Source organism: Nocardia fusca NBRC 14340, assembly GCF_001618425.1.
Classification (GTDB): Bacteria; Actinomycetota; Actinomycetes; order Mycobacteriales; family Mycobacteriaceae; genus Nocardia; species Nocardia fusca.
This window is the reverse complement of the sequence record NZ_BDCU01000018.1, coordinates 278,149-297,121: the sequence shown is the minus strand read 5'-3', so window position 1 is coordinate 297,121 and position 18,973 is coordinate 278,149. Positions and strand designations below refer to the sequence as shown.

General features: G+C 69.5%; 13 protein-coding genes. 8 read left to right on the top strand and 5 right to left on the bottom strand.

Annotated features, from left to right (window positions below; translation table 11 throughout):
• Positions 1-43: 43 nt before the first annotated feature.
• Positions 44-1,213, bottom strand: a complete 1,170-nt coding sequence (locus NF4_RS10660; protein ID WP_063127113.1) for a hypothetical protein — start codon at positions 1,211-1,213, stop codon at positions 44-46.
• Positions 1,214-1,443: 230 nt separating this feature from the next.
• Between NF4_RS10660 and NF4_RS10655 the strand changes: the two genes are divergently transcribed.
• Both NF4_RS10655 and NF4_RS37685 read left to right on the top strand, forming a co-directional pair.
• Positions 1,444-1,668, top strand: coding sequence for a hypothetical protein (locus tag NF4_RS10655; protein ID WP_063127112.1), 225 nt, complete (start codon positions 1,444-1,446; stop codon positions 1,666-1,668).
• Between the two features lie 28 nt (positions 1,669-1,696).
• A complete protein-coding gene (locus tag NF4_RS37685) occupies positions 1,697-1,948 on the top strand; it encodes a hypothetical protein (protein ID WP_157120148.1) in 252 nt (83 codons plus the stop codon).
• Between the two features lie 79 nt (positions 1,949-2,027).
• Here NF4_RS37685 and NF4_RS10650 read toward each other — a convergent pair whose 3' ends face one another.
• Positions 2,028-2,393, bottom strand: coding sequence for an HPF/RaiA family ribosome-associated protein (locus NF4_RS10650; protein ID WP_063127111.1), 366 nt, complete (start codon positions 2,391-2,393; stop codon positions 2,028-2,030).
• Positions 2,394-2,910: 517 nt separating this feature from the next.
• Here NF4_RS10650 and NF4_RS10640 point away from each other — a divergent pair.
• On the top strand, positions 2,911-3,900 hold the full coding sequence (locus tag NF4_RS10640; RefSeq protein WP_157120146.1) for a hypothetical protein: 990 nt from the start codon (positions 2,911-2,913) through the stop codon (positions 3,898-3,900).
• Between the two features lie 18 nt (positions 3,901-3,918).
• Here the strand turns inward: NF4_RS10640 and NF4_RS10635 are convergent, their stop codons facing one another.
• Positions 3,919-4,341: an organic hydroperoxide resistance protein gene (locus tag NF4_RS10635; protein ID WP_063127379.1), complete on the bottom strand. Its 423-nt coding sequence runs from the start codon at positions 4,339-4,341 to the stop codon at positions 3,919-3,921.
• A gap of 169 nt (positions 4,342-4,510) precedes the next feature.
• Between NF4_RS10635 and NF4_RS10630 the strand changes: the two genes are divergently transcribed.
• Positions 4,511-4,903 (top strand): hypothetical protein, encoded by a 393-nt coding sequence (locus NF4_RS10630; RefSeq protein ID WP_063127108.1) that lies wholly within the window; start codon positions 4,511-4,513, stop codon positions 4,901-4,903.
• A 50-nt stretch (positions 4,904-4,953) separates the two neighbouring features.
• On the opposite strand, the gene NF4_RS10625 is transcribed toward NF4_RS10630, so the two are convergent.
• Positions 4,954-5,454: an SRPBCC family protein gene (locus NF4_RS10625; RefSeq protein ID WP_198165310.1), complete on the bottom strand. Its 501-nt coding sequence runs from the start codon at positions 5,452-5,454 to the stop codon at positions 4,954-4,956.
• A gap of 256 nt (positions 5,455-5,710) precedes the next feature.
• Here NF4_RS10625 and NF4_RS10620 point away from each other — a divergent pair, with 256 nt between their 5' ends.
• The 4 genes from NF4_RS10620 (at position 5,711) to NF4_RS10605 (ending at position 16,437) form a co-directional block, all read left to right on the top strand.
• Positions 5,711-6,751 carry an alpha/beta hydrolase gene (locus NF4_RS10620; RefSeq protein WP_063127106.1) on the top strand — a complete coding sequence of 347 codons (1,041 nt, stop codon included), beginning with the start codon at positions 5,711-5,713 and terminating at the stop codon, positions 6,749-6,751.
• A gap of 296 nt (positions 6,752-7,047) precedes the next feature.
• Positions 7,048-13,593, top strand: a complete 6,546-nt coding sequence (locus NF4_RS10615; protein ID WP_084533027.1) for a type I polyketide synthase — start codon at positions 7,048-7,050, stop codon at positions 13,591-13,593.
• A complete protein-coding gene (locus NF4_RS10610; protein WP_063127105.1) occupies positions 13,590-15,035 on the top strand; it encodes an MFS transporter in 1,446 nt (481 codons plus the stop codon). The genes NF4_RS10615 and NF4_RS10610 overlap by 4 nt, the downstream gene beginning before the upstream one ends.
• 10 nt (positions 15,036-15,045) lie before the next feature.
• Positions 15,046-16,437, top strand: a complete 1,392-nt coding sequence (locus NF4_RS10605) for a condensation domain-containing protein (protein WP_063127104.1) — start codon at positions 15,046-15,048, stop codon at positions 16,435-16,437.
• Positions 16,438-16,446: 9 nt separating this feature from the next.
• Here the strand turns inward: NF4_RS10605 and NF4_RS10600 are convergent, their stop codons facing one another.
• Positions 16,447-18,939 (bottom strand): ABC transporter permease, encoded by a 2,493-nt coding sequence (locus NF4_RS10600; RefSeq protein ID WP_232330425.1) that lies wholly within the window; start codon positions 18,937-18,939, stop codon positions 16,447-16,449.
• Positions 18,940-18,973: the final 34 nt, after the last annotated feature.

Here is an 18,973-nt window from a genome sequence, read left to right as displayed (position 1 = left end):
TCCCGGCGCTCCGGACCCGCACCGCCCGCCCGAACCACCCGGTTCAGGCGGGCGGTTGCGTTTTCCGGAACCAGTCGAGAATCCGCGGAAGCGCCTCCCGGACGGTGGCACCGTGGTCGATATCGCCGAGGTCGATCAGTTCGGCGGAGGCACCCAGTACGGCTTTCGTACAGCGCAGCGAATTCTCGAAGGGGACACTGCGGTCCCCGGAGGCGGCGAACAGCCGGACCGGCACCGCCGCGGTCCAGTCGCATACGGTATCGCTGTCGGCCATGGCCCGAAGGGCGGCGCCGCTGGGGTTCCGTGCCAGTTCCAGGTATTGCGGGGTCAGCAACTTCTGCGGGGTGTCCGGCAGCCCCGAGGACACGGCGAGCAGATCGTGGCGCCCGTCGAAAAGTCCGTCGACCCGCTGCGCGTAAGGCTGCTGGAACGCCTCGGCGGGATCGTCGTACAGGTGGTAGATCCGGTTCATCGCGGTAATCCAGTAGCCCAGGTAGAGCACCGCGCGCCGCCCCTCCACCCGGCCGTCCAGCGCGGCCGGGGCCTGGACCTCCTGGACGGCGTAGGCACCACTGACCGCGGCGACCGCGGCCGGGGCGAAACCCTCGATCGCACCGCTGTTCAGCTCCCGGCCGAGCGCCAGGGCGGCCTGGGCGCCCTGGGAGAACCCGGTCACCAGCACGTTCGGATCCAGGTCACGGCCTTGGTCGGCGAGCAGCGAACGGGTCGCCAGAAGCAGATCCGCCGAGGCGGAGGCCTCGGTGGGGGCATGGGCGTAAGGATGGAAACCGGGGCCCTCGCCAAGACCCAGATAGTCCGGGGCGACCGCGGCGTAACCGGCGGCGGCGAACTGGACAGTGCGGGCACGTTCGGTCTCGCCGTCCGCCGAGGGCGCTTCGTCGCGGCGCACCGTGGTTCCGTGCGCGTAGGAGACCAGACGCAACCGCTGCACGCCGGTATCCGGGACCACCACCAGGCCGCTGGCGGTGGTGGACGTTCCGTCGGCCGCGACGGTTTCGTATACGACCCGGTGGGCGCGAACACCGTTCGCGCCGGCCACCGGATATTTCCATTCGGCGAGATAGTCACCGGTCTCGGCGGCGGTCATCTCGAAGACCGGCGCCACCGAGACGACGCTGCCGCGCCCGGGCCGGTCCGCGTCGTCGCGCGCGCCGCCGCACGCGGCCGCGAACAGGCACAGCGCACTCGCCATAGACACAAGCGCCCGGCGCATCGTCACTGTTGTTCTCCCGGCTGTGGTCCCGACCCGATCGGGCCTCACCGTAGTCGATCACCCGGTGACCGGTCGCGAGGCGGCGCGAGCGTCGCGGCCCCACCGGCCCGCGGTCGCTGGGACCGTGCGGGTTTCGCTGTGCGCGGATCAGGGCCGGGTGGGCGGGGTGGGAACGAAACAACTCCGGGACCACCGACGATGACAGGGACGTGAACCCCGAAGTACTACCGCCGGCCGAGCGGCGGGACATGGTGCGACGCCTGATCGCGCTCTGTCATATCGTCAACGACCTCGTCGAGATCACCGCAACCACGGCAGCCGACGGCGGGCCGGACCCGGATGCGCTTCACGAGCACGCACAGCAGATCCAGACCATGGTCCGCGATGTCGTGGTCGATCTGGTGGCCAACGGCCGGCAGTCGGACGCCGCCTGAGGAGAAGTCGCGTCGGCCCGCCGCCGGTGTGAGCACCCGAAAAGAGGGCTCCCGTCTCGAAGCCCTCGAAGGGAGACTCACGACGGCACGCGCTCTCACCGACAATGCGCGCGCCTGCGGGGCCAAGGTGTTTGTTGAGGGGCCGGAGCTCATCCTCGGGCCCACCCGACATGTCGAGGAGGATCTCGTCATCCTGCATTCGGGTCAGTGGACCATCCGGCGCCCGAGCCTGACGAACCTGCTCGTCGGTCATCGCCGGTGGCCGGCCGAGGCGGGGTAGCACCCGGCCACGGTCACCGAGAGCGCGGCTTCCGGCACGGATCGTCGCTACCGGTACCGAACGACCCGATGCTGCCGCCTCAGTTCGGGTGCGGATGGTCCTTACGCGGGTGCCGGATGGAGTCGCCACCCTTTGTCTCGTGCAGCCGGCCGAACCGGCTGGCGAGCAGATGTGCCATGCTCTCGGCCGCACCCCGGCAGGCGTCGTCGATCGTCGCGGCGTTGTGGGTCACCGCGACCGGCTGCTGGCCGGTGGGACGAGCCTGCAACACGCATCGCTTGTCGCCCGGTCCACCTTTGCCCGCGTGCTGATCACTGAGGTGGGCTTCGACGCTGACAATCTGGTCGCTGAAGCGCTCGAGCGTCGAAGCGATCTCCTCCTCGACGTGCCGGATCAGCTTGTCACCGCTGTCGATGTTGCTATCGGTGTTGATCTGAATCTGCATATGCGATCCATTCCGGTAGGTGGCAACTGTTACCCGGACAGAGGCGGATGGTGTTCATTGTCGACTCCGCCGCCTGCTCCGCCTGTACTCCGGTACTCACCGTAATCCCCGATGATTATCGGACCGAGAGATCACTATCTGCGGTAACTACTTGGCGTGACTTTTCTCGTTGATGTTCCCGAACCCCGAATTATGTGGCTGATCGAGATATTGCCATGGATGCGGTGAAGGTGTGGTCCTGGCGGGTGAGCCCATCTGCGGCGTCGTCGACTACGCGCGTCCTCGATCGCATCCGGCATGAGATGTCGTCGGCCCGCGCTGCGGGCCGCGGTCGGCCGGGTTCTCATTACTGTTGTTCGCCACGATGTCGGCGAGGTGCTCGGGGTCATCGCCGGCGTCCACGAGCCCACGGAAAGCCTTCTCCGCGCCCTTGGTCCAGCCGGGCTTGCCGTAGACCCGGTCGGGAATGCGGTCAGCGGCGTGTTCCCAGTGGTGGGCGCAGAATTAGACTGGGCTGATGGTCAAACCGAGCCCGTGGGGAGCGAGCGGAGGTGACGGCGACGCTTCGTCGAGCACGGTTCGCACCGCGACACCACAGCCGGACCCGTCCGCATCCGCCGGTGCCCGATCAGAGGTCTGGGAACGACGCCGGACCCTCGCCCGAGCCGGACTGCGGCGGGTGGCCGAACACGCCGAGGACATCCGCACCGCGCCCGCGATGAGCGGCAAATGGGGATATGTGATCACCGCCCTGGGCGGTGTCATCGTCTTCATCCTCATGTTCAAGCACTGGATGGTCGCGCACGGGCCGGACGGTATGGCGGCGGCGACACCGTTCGGCCAGGTCGACTCGACCACTCGGTACCTGACGGTCTGGTCCGCGCAGGGCACACCGCCCGCCGCGGATCTCACCGGTTCGTGGGCGGTCGCCTCGAGCAGCATGATCGCGCTGACCATCGCCGCGATCGCTATCCATATCGCCACCAACTCCGAACGTTTCGCCCGTATCGCCACCGGCGGGGCGGTGATCACCGCGCTACTGGTGATCGCGAACATGCTCTATCTGACCGCCCGGCAGAAACAGCTCAAGAATATGACGATCCGCCGCTGGGACCTCGGTGGTCAGGTGGGTTCCTGGATCAACTGGGCCGTCAACGACGGATCGAAACCGGTCGCGGGTCTGAACGAAGTGGAATACGTCGCCAGCGGTACGATCACCACCGCCGCCATCGCGGCGGTGATCATCGCGGTGGGTTCGGCGGTGATCGCGGTGGCGACCATGCCGCGTACCGCCACCGGGACGCGGATGCCCTGGCGGGTCACCGTATCCCGGGAGACGGCGTCGAGCTATACGGCCGGAGGCGTCGAGCCCACGGCGGGTCCCCCGACCGCTCCGGCGGCGGAACCCGCCGCCACGGCGTCCGCTCCGGCACCGAGTCCCGCCCCGGCTCCGGACGGCGATGCCGATCCGAGCGCTACCGCTGATCCCGGGCCCGCCAAGAGTTGACGCGGGCCCGGGCGCCGGTCAGTCCTGCGCGACCCGCACCTCGACATCGATATTGCCGCGGGTGGCATTGCTGTACGGGCACACCTGATGCGCCTTGTCGGCCAACGCCTGCGCTTCGTCCTCGGGTAGATGGGGAAGGGTGACCTCGAGGACCACCGTCAGCCCGAATCCGCCGCCGGCGGTGCTCCCGATACCGACCTTGGCACCCACCGCCGAATCGTTCACATTCGCCTTGGCCTGGGAACCGACCAGGCGCAGCGCGGAATGGAAGCAGGCCGCGTAGCCGGCGGCGAAGAGCTGCTCGGGATTGGCTCCCCCGCCGCTGCCACCCATTTCCTTCGGCACCGCCAGCTCGAGATCGATGCGGCCGTCGGTGGTCCGGGTATGACCGTTGCGGCCGTCCCCGGTGGCCAGCGCCTCGGCCGTGTACAGCACACGCATCGCCATCTCCTCTGCTCGTATCACGCACGGTTATCGATACCGCGGCAGCGAATGCCGCGGGACTGTGGGCAGTGTAGTGTCGCGCGCGGTGCCGGATCAGTTGCGGCACAGGGGAAAGTTCTGAGTATCATCCGGCGGCCCCCAATCGGTTCGAGCGATCGCGAGGCATATGTTCCCTGACCAGACCTCCACCCATTACCCTGTCTCCCCCATCCCCGACGACGTCTACGGTCGTGGTGCGCCGATTCCCGCGCCCCGGGGATTCGATCTGGTGATCACCGCACTGCTGTGGTTCCTGCTCGCGACGCTGGCGATCGTCTCGGTGGCGATTTCACCCTGGTTCGTGCTCGCCACCGGGGTGTGCGAAGGGCGTGCGGACTGCAGCGCCGATCCGAGCACCGGCAACTGGATCATCGTCCTCGGCGGCTGCTTCGGCTTCCTTGTCGGCGCCGCCACCACCGTCAATGCCGCGCGCAGCGGGCGGGCACTGTATCCCGGCGCACTGCTCGGGCTGGCCCTGGTGCTCGCCGCCTGGCTGGCGGGTTCACTGCTGATGGGCTGAGCGGGCTCCGGGCCGCGGGCATCGGAAAGCGCTGCCCGCGGCCCGGACGCTCATGATGACGCGGTCGCGAAGCGCTGATCGGTGTAGCGGCGCAGGTTCGCCAGGAAACGCCGGAACGCCAGATTCATCACCGGGGTGGCGAGGAAAGCGGTGAATCGGGCGGGACCGGCCAGTCGCTGGGCCAGTGTCCAGGTGAGCCGGCAACCCTCGGGGGTCTCGACGATGCGGTAGTCCTCGGCGAACGCCGCCAGCGCACCGGTGGAGCTGCTGTTGAAGCGGAACGCCATCCGCGTGTTCGGCTCCCAGACCAGGAACTCCTCGTCGCCGACGATTCCGCCGCGCATATCGACCACCCGGGTGGTACCCACGCCCCGGGGTTCGGGGGTGGTCCAGGTGACCTTGGTGATCACGCTCGCCCAGCGCGGCCAGGATTCGGCGTCGGCCAGCACCTCGAACAGCTGGGCCGGCGTGATCGCGAGGTCCACGCTGTTGCTGAAGCGCAAGGGAGCGTTGTCGATGAATTCGACACCGACGCGCTCACACGGATGCAGGGTGCTCATCGCCGGCCACCGCCGTGTCCGCCCACCTGTTTCCGGTCGTTCATGCGCAGGATCCTCTCGTCGGTCGGTACAGCCACACCCCCCGCTGTACACCGATGGTTACACCTGTCCAGTCATCTGTCCATAGTGCTCGGTGCCCGGCCGGACATTGGGACCGGGCGCAGGAAACAACGGGCCGCGCTGGCCCGCTTCACAGAATCCACCGGTTCGGCGGCGCCGCGCGCACCACGAGAATTAGTTTCCGGCGATGCCACACCCTCGCCGGTCACGCCGTCCGGGGCGGGCCCTGCTCGTCACCGCCACTGTCGCCGCCCTCGTGCCCGTGACGCTCGGTCCGGGGGCAGCCGCACCACCGGACCCGGATCCGCCCGGCGCCGTGGCCCCGGCGACCGGGATCGTCGATATCGTGCCGCGCGGTGGGCGCGCGGTGGAACTCGCGGTGTACTCCGCCGCGATGCACCGGGTCGTCCCGGTACGGGTACTGCCGCCGGCCGATCCCGCGGCGCCGGCGCCCACGCTGTACCTGCTCAACGGGATCACCGGCGGCGCGGACGGCGGAAACTGGTTCGAGCGCACCGATCTCACCGAGTTCTTCCGGGACGAACAGGTCACCGTGGTCAATCCACTCGGCGGCGCGGGCAGCTACTTCACCGATTGGCGGGCCGATGACCCGGTACTCGGACGGCAACGGTGGACCACTTTCCTCACCCGCGAGCTCCCGCCCCTGATCGACGGCCGTTTCCGCGGCACCGGCGCCGCTGCGCTCGCCGGAATATCCATGGGGGCCGCCTCCGTGCTACAGCTGGCGCTCGCCGCACCGGGTCACTATCGAGCGCTGGGGTCCTACAGCGGCTGTGTCCGGACCAGCGATCCGCAGGGCCGCGCCATCGTCGAGCTGGTGGTCCGCGCCGGTGGCGGCGACCCACGCAATATGTGGGGTCCGCCGCAGGACCGGGCCTGGGCCGACAACGATCCGTTCCTGCATCCCGAGGCGCTGCGCGGTACCGCCCTTTACCTGTCCGCCGGGACCGGGGCACCCGGACCGCTGGACACCCTGGACGGACCGGGTATCCACCGTGATCCCGGTAAGCTCGCCGACCAATTACTCGTCGGCGGCCTGCTGGAAACAGTGGCGGCGGGCTGCGCGGTACGACTGCGGAACAGGTTGCGCGAACTCGATATACCGGCGACCGTCACCCTGCGGCCCGGCGGCACGCATTCCTGGGGTTATTGGCAGCGCGATCTGCACGATTCCTGGCCCATTTTCGCTGCGGCACTGCGTAAATGAGCCTCGCGCCCGAGGCCTGGAAGCGGCATTCAAAACTCCTGGGTTACTTCACAATTGAGCACCGGCGATGTTGTGCGGTGACGGAAGGTTGTCAACAACCCGTTCCAGCCATAGGTAACCGATCGGTAGTGTCGGCCCCACTGCCGTAGCGGCGCCGGATATTTTGCGATCCTTTGGCATATCGACCGGACTTTTATCGCATCCATAGATTCCGGCGGCGCTCGCGGCGCGCAACCCTGCTTCAGATCTCCCCGGCGGGAAACCGCGGCTCACCCGGGATTCGGGAGGACATACAGATGTCGGACATTGCCATCGTCGGAATCGGTTGCCGCTTCGGCGGGGGAATCGACTCCCCGGAATCCTTCTGGGATTTCGTGATCGACAAACGCGATGCAGTCGTCGAGATACCACCGGACCGCTGGGACTACCGTCGCTACTACGATCCGGAGAAGCGCACCCCCGGCCGCAGCTACACCCGGCACGGCGCCTTCCTGACCACCGACCCGTGGGAATTCGATCCGGATTTCTTCGGCATCTCCCCCCGCGAGGCCACAGGACTCGATCCCCAGCAGCGGCTGCTGCTCGAGGTGACCTGGGAGGCCCTCGACGACGCGGGGGTCGCCGGGCGGGCCGCCGGTGAATCGGTAGGGGTCTACATCGGCGGGTTCGTGGTCGACCAGTCCGTGGTCGGCGTGGTGGGTCCGGCGCTGGCGCATGTGGATATGCACACCGCCGCGTCCGCCTCCTACACCATGCTGTCGAACCGGATCGCCTACGCGCTCGACCTGGTCGGGCCCGCGCTCACCGTCGATACCGCGTGCTCGTCGTCGCTGGTGGCCTTCCACCTAGCCTGCCAGGCGATCCGGAACGGCGACTGCACCATGGCACTGGCCGGCGGTGTGAACGTCATGCTCCAGCCGGAGACCTTCGTCATGATGTGCAAAGGCGGGTTCCTGGCCGTCGACGGGCGTTGCAAATCCTTCGACGCCGCCGGGGACGGGTACGGGCGCGGCGAAGGCGGTGGCATCGTCGTGCTGAAGAAACTCGACGAGGCACTGCGTGACGGCGACCGGGTGTACGCGGTGGTCAAGGCCACCGGGTCCAATCAGGACGGGCGTACCGCGGCCATCACGGTGCCCAACGCCGAGTCACAGGCGGCGCTGGCGCGCACGGTCTGCGAACGATCGGGGCTGGCGCCCGAGCAGATAACCTACGTGGAAGCGCACGGTACCGGCACCCCGGTCGGTGATCCGATCGAACTGCGCGCACTGGGCAGTGTCTACGGCGCGGCGGGAGTGCGGAAACGGACACTCGGCGTGGGGTCGCTCAAGGCCACCCTCGGCCACACCGAAGCAGCCTCCGGTATCGCGAGTGTCATCAAATCCGCGCTGGCTCTGCGGCATCGCACGATTCCACCGCAGGGCTGGCTGAACGAGCCCAATCCGGACATTCCCTTCGCCGATCTCAATCTGCACATCCAACTCGAGGCCCAGCCGCTGCCCGCCGACGCCGGCCCGATGTCGATCGCGGTGAACGGATTCGGCTACGGGGGCACCAACGCGCACACCATCCTGCAGGAGTTCCGGCCCGTCGTGGGCCCGCCGGCGCCGCGCGAACGAGTACATCTCGGCGTCCTCCCCATCTCCGCGCGCAGCGCGCCGGCGGTACGGGCCATGGCGGGACGGTTCGCCGATCTGCTCGCCGCCGGCGCCGACCCCGACCATCTGGCCGAGGCTGCCTGGACCCGCCTCGCTCATCACGCCTTCCGCACCGGTGTCCCCGTACGCGACCGCGCGGAGCTGATCGACGAGCTGCGGCGGTACGCCACGGGCGAGGGCCGGGACGCGGTGCGCACCGTTTCACCGCGCGTCACCGAACCCGTCTTCGTGTTCTCCGGTATGGGCCCGCAGTGGTGGGGTATGGCCCGGGATCTGCTCGCCGCCGACGGTGCATTCGCCGCGACGGCGCGCACCGTCGACACCGCGTTCGCGCAGGTGGCGGGATGGTCGATCATCGAGGAACTCCTACGGCCGGAGGAGGAGTCGCGGGTCCGTGCGACCGAGGTCGCCCAGCCGGCGAACTTCCTGGTCCAGGTGGCTCTGGTGGCCGAACTGGCCGAATACGGGATCACCCCGGCGCGGATCGTCGGACACAGTGTCGGCGAGGTGTCGGCGGCGTATGTGACCGGGATGCTGACGTTGGACGAGGCCGTCACGGTGGCCTACCACCGGTCGCGCCTCCAGGCGCGGACCGCCGACACCGGCGGGATGCTGGCCGTGGGTACCGGACCGGACACGGTGCGCGAATACTTCGGCGCGGACGACGCAGTGGATATCGCGGCGGTGAACAGTCCGGGTTCACTCACGCTCGCCGGTGATGTGGACCGCCTCGACGAAATCGCCGAAAAGCTCACCGAGGAAGGTGCTTTCGCGCGCGCCCTCCGGGTGGAGGTGCCCTACCACAGCCGTTTCATGGATCCCATCCTCGAGGAGCTGCGTACCGCGCTCGCCGCGCTGCGGCCCGCCGCACCGCGGATACCGCTGGTGTCGACGGTGACCGCCGAGGCGGTCGTCGACGCCGAGGACGGGTTCGATGCCGAATACTGGTGCGCGAATGTGCGGCAACCGGTGCGGTTCGCCGACGCAATCGGCGGACTGGTCGCGGCCGGGCACCGGGTGTTCCTCGAGGTCGGCCCGCATCCGGTGCTGTCCGGCAATATCCGCGAGATCCTGCTGGCCGCCGGGGAGACCGGGGCGACGGTCGCCACTCTCAACCGCAAACAGGACGATCAGGACAGTCTGCGCCGGACCGTCGCGGGTCTCTACGCCGCCGGTGTACTCGATACCGGCGCCGCGTTCCCCGCCGACCGGCGGGCCACCGAACATCTGCCGCTCCCGCGCTATCCGTGGCAGAACACCCGGCTGCACAACCCGCTGCCGCTGTTCGAACAGCTGCGCCTCGGCAGCCCCGGTAGCTACACGATGCTGGGTGACCCCGATATGGAAGGCCGGCCGGGCTGGCTGCTGCAGGTCGGCACCGAGCTGCTGCCGTGGCTGCCCGATCATGTGGTCGGCGGCATGCGGATCATGCCGGGAGCGGCCTACCTCGATGCCGCGCTCAGCGCCGCCGCCACCCGGTCCGGTGACAAGCGGGTGGCACTCGAAGACGTTCGCTTCGTCGCACCGCTGGTCATGGCCCAACCCGATGTCCCGTTTCTGGAACTGGGTATCGAGGACGCCAGCGGGCGGTTCCTGATCCGGTCGCGCAGCGCCACCGGGTCGGTGTGGACGGTGCACTCTACCGGCCGGATCCTCACCGGCGCCTACGAGCCCGTCGTGGAAACGGTGCCCGAACCCGACTCGGCGATCGACTTCGCACCCGATCTCTTCTACGCCGCGCTGGCGTCGCGCGGGCTGCAGTACGGTCCGGCGTTCCGCCGGGTCACCGCGGTCCGGGCCGGACGGGACCTCGTCGTCGCCTCGGTCGACGGCAGTATCGCCGTGGAGTCGGGGCATTTGGCGCACCCGGCCGTGGTCGACGCGGCCATGCAGACCGTCGCCCTGCTGTTCGCGCAGGACGGTCTCGGCGAGGGCGCTATGGTTCCGGTCGGGGTCGCGGCTGTCCGGATGTACCGGCCACTGCCCGCGGAGGTAACCGTGGTCGCGCGGCGCGACCCCGACGCCGCCCATCTCGCCGATGTGCGGCTGCTGGCCGGCGACGGCACCCTCTGCCTGCATCTGCGGGGTGTACAACTGGGTGCGCTCACCCCGGGTGGGAGCCCGCTGCAGCGGATGGCGGACTTCTACTACGCCGAGACCGTGGAGCAGGCCGAACCGATCGATCCGGAGGTCCTGGGCGATACCGGCAGCCCCGCCACGATCGTGCTCGCACTCGGGGACAGCGCACGGGCGCGCGAACTCGCCGCGACGTCGCCCGGGGCGCCGTACCGGCTGACCGGCGGTGCGGATCCCGACCTCGAAACCGAGCTCACCGTCCTGCTGCGGGAAGGCGCCGCCGACCCGGACACCACACGAGTGCATCTGGTCGTGGTGGCCGGCCGGGCCGAGGACGACCTGGCGGATCTGTGGACCCTGAAACGGATCGCCGTGGCCGCCCACCGGTTCATCGCGCCCGGGCAGAGCGAGACCCCGATCGTCGGGATCGGCGACGGTTCCTGCCACGTCACCCTGGTGACCGAACGCGCTTTCGCCCTGCCCGGTGACGCGGCGGCGCCGGATTCGCGGCAGGCCGCCCTGGCCGGCGCCCGCCGTGTCCTGCTCAACGAACAGCCGGCGCTGCGCTGGCGGCTGATCGACACCGAGCCCGCCACCACAGTCGCCGAGCTGCGCTCCGAGCTCGCCGTACCGGGTGCGTTCCGGTACGACAACTCCGACGAAGTGCTACTGCGCGCGGGTGGGCGCCTGCTGCCGCGGATCACCCGGCCGTTGCAGGAGCGTATCGACGCGCTGGAGACCGCCGAACCGCTCACCGACCCGGAGGCCGATTTCGCCCTGGAGATACCGAAATCGAAGCTGCTGTCGGCGCTGGCGTGGCGCCGGGCACCACGCCGCGATCCCGGTCCGGGCGAGGTAGAGGTCGGGATGCGGATCATCGGCCTCAACTACAAGGACCCGCTGAAGGTCATGGGCATTCTCGGGGAACGCGAACTCGCCGGCACCTTCTTCGGTACCAGTCCGGGTATGGAGGGCGTCGGGGCGATCACCCGGGTGGGCGAGGGCGTCACCGATCTCGCGGTCGGCGATATCGTGGCCCTTGCCGCCAAAGGGATGATGCGGCGCTTTCACGTGGTTGAGCGCGGCGCGGTGATTCCGCTGCCGGCGGGCACCGACCCCGCGGTGTGCACCAGTACCACCGCCTTCGGCACCGCCGAGTACTCCCTGCTGGATCTGGCCCGCCTCGAGCCCGGGGAAACCGTGCTCATCCACGGCGCGGCCGGCGGAGTGGGGTCGGCGGCGATCCAGGTCGCCAAGGCTCGGGGCGCCCGCATCATCGGCACGGCGAGTACCGCGCAGCGGCGGGCACATATCCTCGAGCTCGGCGCCGATCACGCACTCAACTCGCGCTCGCTCGATTTCGCCGACGACGTGCTCGGTCTCACCGACGGCGCGGGCGTGGACGTGATCCTGAGTTCGGCACCCGGCGAGATCCTGCGCCAGAACTTCAAGGCCGTCCGTGAATTCGGGCGCATCGTCGAGGTCGGCAAGGCCGATATCTACACGGGCGGCCTGCTCGAACTCGCCAATTTCGACAAGAACCTGTCCTACTTCTCCATGGACCTCGACCGTATGTGCCGGGTCCGGCCACTCCAGCTGGCCGATCTGCTGCGCCGGGTGGTGGAGAAGTTCCGCTCCGGCGAGTACCGGCCGCTGCCCTACGAACTGTACGGCACCCACGAGGTGGCCAAGGCCTTCGACGACACCATCCGCTCGACCCGGATCGGCCGAGTCGCACTCTCGATGACCGACGAGGCTCCCCCGGTCCGGCCGATGCTGCCCGAACTCGAGATCGACCCGGCCGGCACCTATCTGATCACCGGTGGTTTCGGCGGATTCGGTATGGCCACCGGCACCTGGCTCATCGCCAAGGGCGCGCGGCGGCTGGTACTGCTCGGGCGCAGCGGCGCCGCCACCCCGGCGGCCCGTCAGCAGCTCGCGGCCTGGCGAGCAGCCGAGGTCACGGTGATCGAGGAACGCGCGGATATCACCGACACCGACGCGGTCACCGCGGTGGTCGCCCGGGCACACGATCCGGCGCAACCGCTGCGCGGTGTCTTCCACGCCGCCGGCGCCGTCGCCGACAACCGGGTGGAGCAGATGGACGAAGAGCAGCTGGCGCGGGTGTACCGGTCCAAGGCGCACGGGGCCCGGGTCCTGCACGACGCGGTGCGGGCGGCCGGCGCCGAACCGGATATGTTCGTGCTGTACTCCTCGGGCGGCGCCATGTTCGGCATCTTCGGCCAGTACAACTACACCGCCGCGAATCTGGCCGTCGAGGCGCTCGCCGAGGAATGGTCCCGGGCCGGGGAACGGGTGCTGTGCGTGGGCTGGGGGCATATGTCCGGGGCGACCGGAGGTATGGCCGCCGACGACAAGGTCGCGAAATACCTGGAACTGGCCGGGTTCGGCGCGATCGATATGGCCGACGGCACCGTGTATCTGGAACAGACGCTGCGGCTGGGGGTCACCCGAGCGGCCGTCATTCCCACCGACTGGTCGAAACTGACCGCGGCGTTCCCGCAGATGGGCCGCACCGGACGTCTTGCCGCGCTGGTCGCGGCGTCGGTACAGGACAATTCCGTGCTGGCCAAGCTGAAAGCCGACCTGGCGGCGCTGGAGGACGGTAAACGTGGGCAGGCCATGGCCCGGATGCTCGCGGATCAACTGGCCGTCGTGATGGGCGTACAACCCGACTCCATCGATCTGACCGTCCCGGTCACCGAGCTCGGACTGGATTCGCTGATGGCGGTCGAATTCGGTTCGCGGGTGAGCAAACAGCTCGGTATCGAACTCATGTCGCTGCAGATGGGCCGGTCGTTCAGTCTGGAGCAGGCCGGGCCGAAGGTGGCCGAGCTGATCCTGGCGACCGATCCGGCCGCCGGGTTCGCGGCGGCGCTGCCCGCCGCGAACGGCAACGGTGCGGCCGAGTCCGCCACCGCGCCGGGGGGCGGTGAGAACGGAACGAACGGACACGGTCACACCGCGCGCGGGAACGGCAGCGGTGGCAGCCCGGTACCGGCCGCGGTGCGGGCGAACGGGGCCGGTGCGGCATGTCCGGACGTATCCGCCGGAGACGTCCTGGTCGCCGACGAGGCGCGGCCGTGACCTCTCGTACCGCAGCCGCCCGGACCGTCCCCGGACCGGGGGCCTGGGCGGCGTTCACCGGCTGCCTGCTGTCGGTGTTCATGCAGATGATCGACGTGACGATCGTCAATACCGCCCTCCCGGCCATCACCGCGGATCTGCGGGCGTCCGCGGCGCAGCAGTTGCTCATCGTGTCCGGGTACTCGCTGGCCTTCGCCTGCACCCTGCTGCCCGCCGCCCGGACCGGTGCGCGGACCGGGCGCCGACCGATGTTCCTCGCCGCGGTCGTGGCGTTCACCGCGGCGTCGGTCTGGTGTGGGACGGCGGACAGCGGGACCGAACTCGTCGCGGCCCGCGTCGCACAGGGTGTGGCGGGGGCCGGGATGGCGGCACAGACCATCGCGATACTCACCGCCCTCTTCCCGCGAGACCTGCACACCCGGGTCTTCGCGCTCTACGGCGCCACGTCCGGCTTCGCGGGGCTGCTCGGCCCGATCCTGGGCGGCACCCTGGTAACCGCCGACCCCGGCGGATTCGGCTGGCACAGCATCTTCCTGATGAACCTGCCGCTGGGTGTTCTCACTCTGGCCCTGGCCTGGCGATTCCTGCGACTCGACACCCCGCGGCAGCGGGCATCGCCGGACCTCCCCGGTGTCGTTCTCTCCGCCGCGACCCTGTTCGGTCTGCTCTACGCCCTCTCGGAAATCCATCTGCGCGGGTGGCAACCGGGGCCGTGCCTGATCATCGCGGCCGCGATGGCGCTGGGCGCGGTCACACTGTGGCACGAACGCCGGGTGGGCAGCCGCGGCGCCGAGCCGCTGCTGCGCCTGGACCTGTTCGGCGACCGCGGCTTCGCGATCGGATCCGTGGTGGTCACCGGATTCTTCGGACTGTTCACCGCATTCGTCTTCGCCATCTCCATCACCCTGCAGGATGTTCTGGACTTCTCCCCTTTGCGCACCGGGATCGCGATGACTCCATTCGCCCTCGGCGCCGGTGCGGGCGCCCTGTTGTCGCCGGTGCTGGTCCAGCGTTGGGGGGTGCGCGCACCGGCGGGTGGATTGGCGCTGTTCGCGGTATGCGTGACGATCGGCGTCGGGTACGTGAACATCGTCGACGGCCGGGTGAGCATGCTGCTCTGCGCCGCACCGGTTTTCCTGTGCGGTTTCGGCGCCGGAGTGTTCGCGGTGCCGCTGCAGCCGATCATGCTGTCCGGTCTGGATGACGGGCAGCTGGCCGAGGCCTCCGGAATCCTGCCCACCATCGAGCAGATCGGCAACGGGGTCGGTCTCGCGCTGCTGTCCGCGGTGTTCTTCCGCGCGCACACCCTGGGCGGCAGCACCGTCATGCTGTCGGCGATCGCGGTGGTGGCCCTGGCCCTGGCCGCGGTCACGACGGCGCTGCCCGACCCGGCACCGTCGCCGGACCGCTCGGAACCGGCGCCCGCGCCGGCGGTGAACTGAGGAACGAGAAATGGTCGATTTCGGACTCATCGACGAATGGAATCCGGCGCCCGGCCGGGTGGTGAGCTGGGTGGCGACACCCCGGTCCCTGGCGTACGCCGCGGCCGCGCCGGTACACGAGGCACCGCCGTCGCATCAGCAGGAGCATTATCTGCGCCGGTCCCGCCACAACACCGGGACCGACTACCGCACCTCCGGTCTCTGCCTGGTGACCGCGGAGGTCCCCGCCGTCCTGGACCGGGACGCCATGACCCGGGCGATCAACGAATTCCTCGCCCGGCACGACACATTCCGCAGCTGGTTCGCCCTGGAACCCGACGGTACGATCCGACGTCACCTGCTCGAACCCGGGCAGATCGAATTCGCCCCGGTCGATCACGGCCATATCGACAATGCCGAAGCCGTCCGCGATCTGGTACAGAAACAGACTCCGCCGCCGTCCCAGTGGGACTGCTTCACCTTCTGGACGATCGAGCACGACGAGTCCACCACCGTGTACCTCGCGATCGACCATCTGCACACCGACGGTGTGGGGCAGCATATCTCGTGTGTCGAACTGGCCTGCCTGTACGCCGAGCACGCCTGGGGCCAGACCTCGCCGATACCGCGGCCGGCCAGTTACACGCAGTACTGCGCCCGGGAACGGGCCGCCTCGGCACGCTTGACGGCCGCCTCACCGGAGGTGGAGACCTGGCTGCGCCTGCTCCGCGGCAACGACGGCGAACTACCCTCGTTCCCGCTCGATCTGGGGCTGCGCGGCGGCGACTCCGATCGCAGCGCCCATCGCACGGTCGAGCTGTTCGATGAGGATGCGGCCGCCCGTTTCGAGAAGGTGTGCCGGGACCACGGCGGCGAATTCGCCGGCGGAGTCTTCGCGGCGGCCGCGCTGGCCGAACGCGAACTCACCGGCAGCGACTACTACTTCGGTATCACCCCGCTCAACACCCGGTCGACGTTCGAGGAGATGGCCTCGATCGGCTGGTATGTGGCACTGGTGCCGGTGGCCTTCCCGATCGGTGTCCGCGCGGCCTTCGACAAGACCGTGGCCCGGGCGCAGCGGGCCTACGAGAACGGGATGCGGCTCAAATCGGCGACCATTCACCGGGTCCTGGAACTGGCACCACCCGACAGCGGGATACAGGTCGGGCCGAACTGGTGCAATCCGATGATCTCCTATGTCGACGCCCGCGAGTTCGCGGGCAGCGAGTACTTCGATATCGCCCGCGGCGGACTGTACGGCAACCGCGCCGCCAGTGAAGAGGCTCTCATCTGGATCAACCGGCTGCCCGCCGGAACCACCCTCAGCGTGATCTACCCGGACAACGCGGTCGCGCACGAATCAGTGGATCGCTACCTCGCCGCACTCGGCCGCGTCTTCCGGCAGGCCGCACGGCAACGGTAGTCCGCCACATCAGTCCACCGCGAGCGCTTCGACGATCGGCATCCGCGCGGCGCGCAGCGCGGGCGGGATGGATCCGAGCAGGGCGAGCAGCAGTGCCACCACGCCATAGACCACGAGTAGCGGGCTCGGCTCGTACACCACATCGATGGTCATCGCGTGACCGATGGCGATCGCGGACAGATATTGCACCGCCGCCCCCACCAGCAGGCCCAGGGTGGCGCCGATCAACCCGATCCCGGCCGCCTCGGCCAGCACCGACCGGAGCAGGAAACGGCGGCTGGTACCCATGGCGCGCAAGACCCCTATCTCGCGACGCCGGTCCAGTACCGACAGCATGAGGGTATTGAGCAGCGCGATGGTGGCGACCAGCACCACGACCCACAGAATATTGGTGGCCAGCGCGGTGCCCTGGCGCAAACTCCCCGAGGTGGCCGCGACGGCCTCGGCGCCGGAATCGATGTAGAGCTGCGGAGGTACCACCCGCCGCAGCGCGGCGCGCACGGCTTCCGGGTCCGCACCCGGCGCGAGATCGACCGCGAGGGTGGTCTCGCCAGGGCGTTCGTACCAGGCACGCATCCGCTCCAGATCCATCATGATGACACCGGCGATCGCAGAGAAATACGGGATCACCTGCAGCACACGGACGTCATGGCGGCCGGTGGGCGTCGGCAGGATCACCGTGTCGCCCACCGCGACCCCCAGCGATCGCGCGACATCGCGGGAGACGACCACGCCCCGGCCGGTGACCAGCTGCCGGCCCACCTCCGGGGTGATCTCCGAACTGAGCCGGGTGTGGTCGGCCGCGGCCGGAAAGCCCTGGAGCAGTACCCGTCCCGCGCCCACACTGGCGAACGCCAGCTGAGCCGGATTCACCGACGCCACACCCGGTACCGCCGCGAGCTGTTCGGCCAGGCCGGCGGGCAGCAGCGGCCCGGTCGGGAACTGTGCCATGGAGCCCGGGGTCACCCAGAAATCGGTGGCGGCCAGGTTCTGGAAACTCGCCGCCGCCGAATCGACCACGTTACGGGTGGCACTGCCGGTGGACACGACCGCCGCGACACCGATGAGCACGGTCATGGCGGTCGCCCACACGCGGCGCGGGGCGCGTTCGAGGGTGGTCGCGCCGAGCGCGCCCGGCCCGCCGAACCAGCGGGCTATCGCTCCCGCCGCGCGCACGATCGGGCCGGTCGCGGCGAAGCACAGGACGATCGCGGCACCGAAGGACAGCGAGATCGACGCCAGCGACCACAGCCCGAGATCGGTTTCGGCCAGATGGATCGCCCCCGCGACCGCGGCCAGGCCCAGCACCACCGCTGCCCGGCGCAGCGCCGGCCGCACGGTATCGGTCCCGGCCGCGCCCACCGGGACCAGTGCCTCGATCGGCCGCACCCGGTACACCGCGCGCGCGGCGAACGCCGAGGCCAGGACACTCGCCAGGACGCACAGCGCGATCGCCACCGGAACGGCGTACCCGGGCAGCTGATATTCGGTGCGGGCCTCCACCGATTGCACGATGGCGGCGGGCAACTGTCCGATGGCCACGCGGCCCATCAGAATGCCGATACCCGCGCCGACCGCCCCGCCCACCACGCCGACCAGCACGGCTTCGGCGAGTAGATCGCGCACCATCGGGCCGCGCCGCCCGCCGACGGCCCGCAGCAGCGAGAGGGTGGGGCGGCGCTGGGCGATCGCCATGGCCATGGCGTTGTAGATCAGGAAGGCGGAGACCACCAGGGCCGCCGCGGCCGCCATCAGGGTGGAGTAGCGGATGATCAGCACCGCGCCGCCGGCCTGGGCGGCCCGCAACCCGGGATCGGCGACCACCGCCCGGCCGGCCACGGTATCGGTCAGCGCGGTGCGCACGTGGTCGGTGTCGGCGCCCGGTTCGGCGATGATCTGCACCGAATCCAGCTGCCCGGCCCGGCCGGTGAGGTGCTGCGCGGTCGCCAGGGTGGTGGCGACCAGGTAACCGCCGTTGAGTTGTCCGGCTCCGTCGGCATCCAGGATTCCGGCCACCGTGGCGGTACCGGTGCCGAGCGGGAAGGTGTCCCCCTCCTGATAACCCATGGCCGCGCCGGTCAGCACGCCGTTGGGGACGGTCAGCAGTTTCGCGGCGTCACCGCCCAGCGAGCCGGTGAGCGAACTGCCCAGTTCGGCGATGCGGGCGTCGGCGCCGATCAGCAGGGCTCGATCGGCGTCCGCCCCGGTCTGCGCGCGCAGCATGGGCACCGCGGTCTGCACGCCCGGGGTCGCCGCGATCGGCCCGAGCAGCTCCTGGCCGAATCCGGCGTCGGTGATGCCGCTGACCTCGAGGGCCGCTCGGCCGCCGAGTCCGGCGACGAGTTTGTCGACCGAACCGGTGACCGAGCCGGAGATACCGAACACCGCGACCAGCAGCGCCGCCGACACCGCCATCACCGTCACCGACAGCAGGCTCCGCCCGCGATGCACCAGCAGATCGCCGATATTGAACAGCCGGAATCGGTCCCAGCCCGCCGCCATCAGCACCCGCTCCGGCGGGCCACCCGGTTTCGCC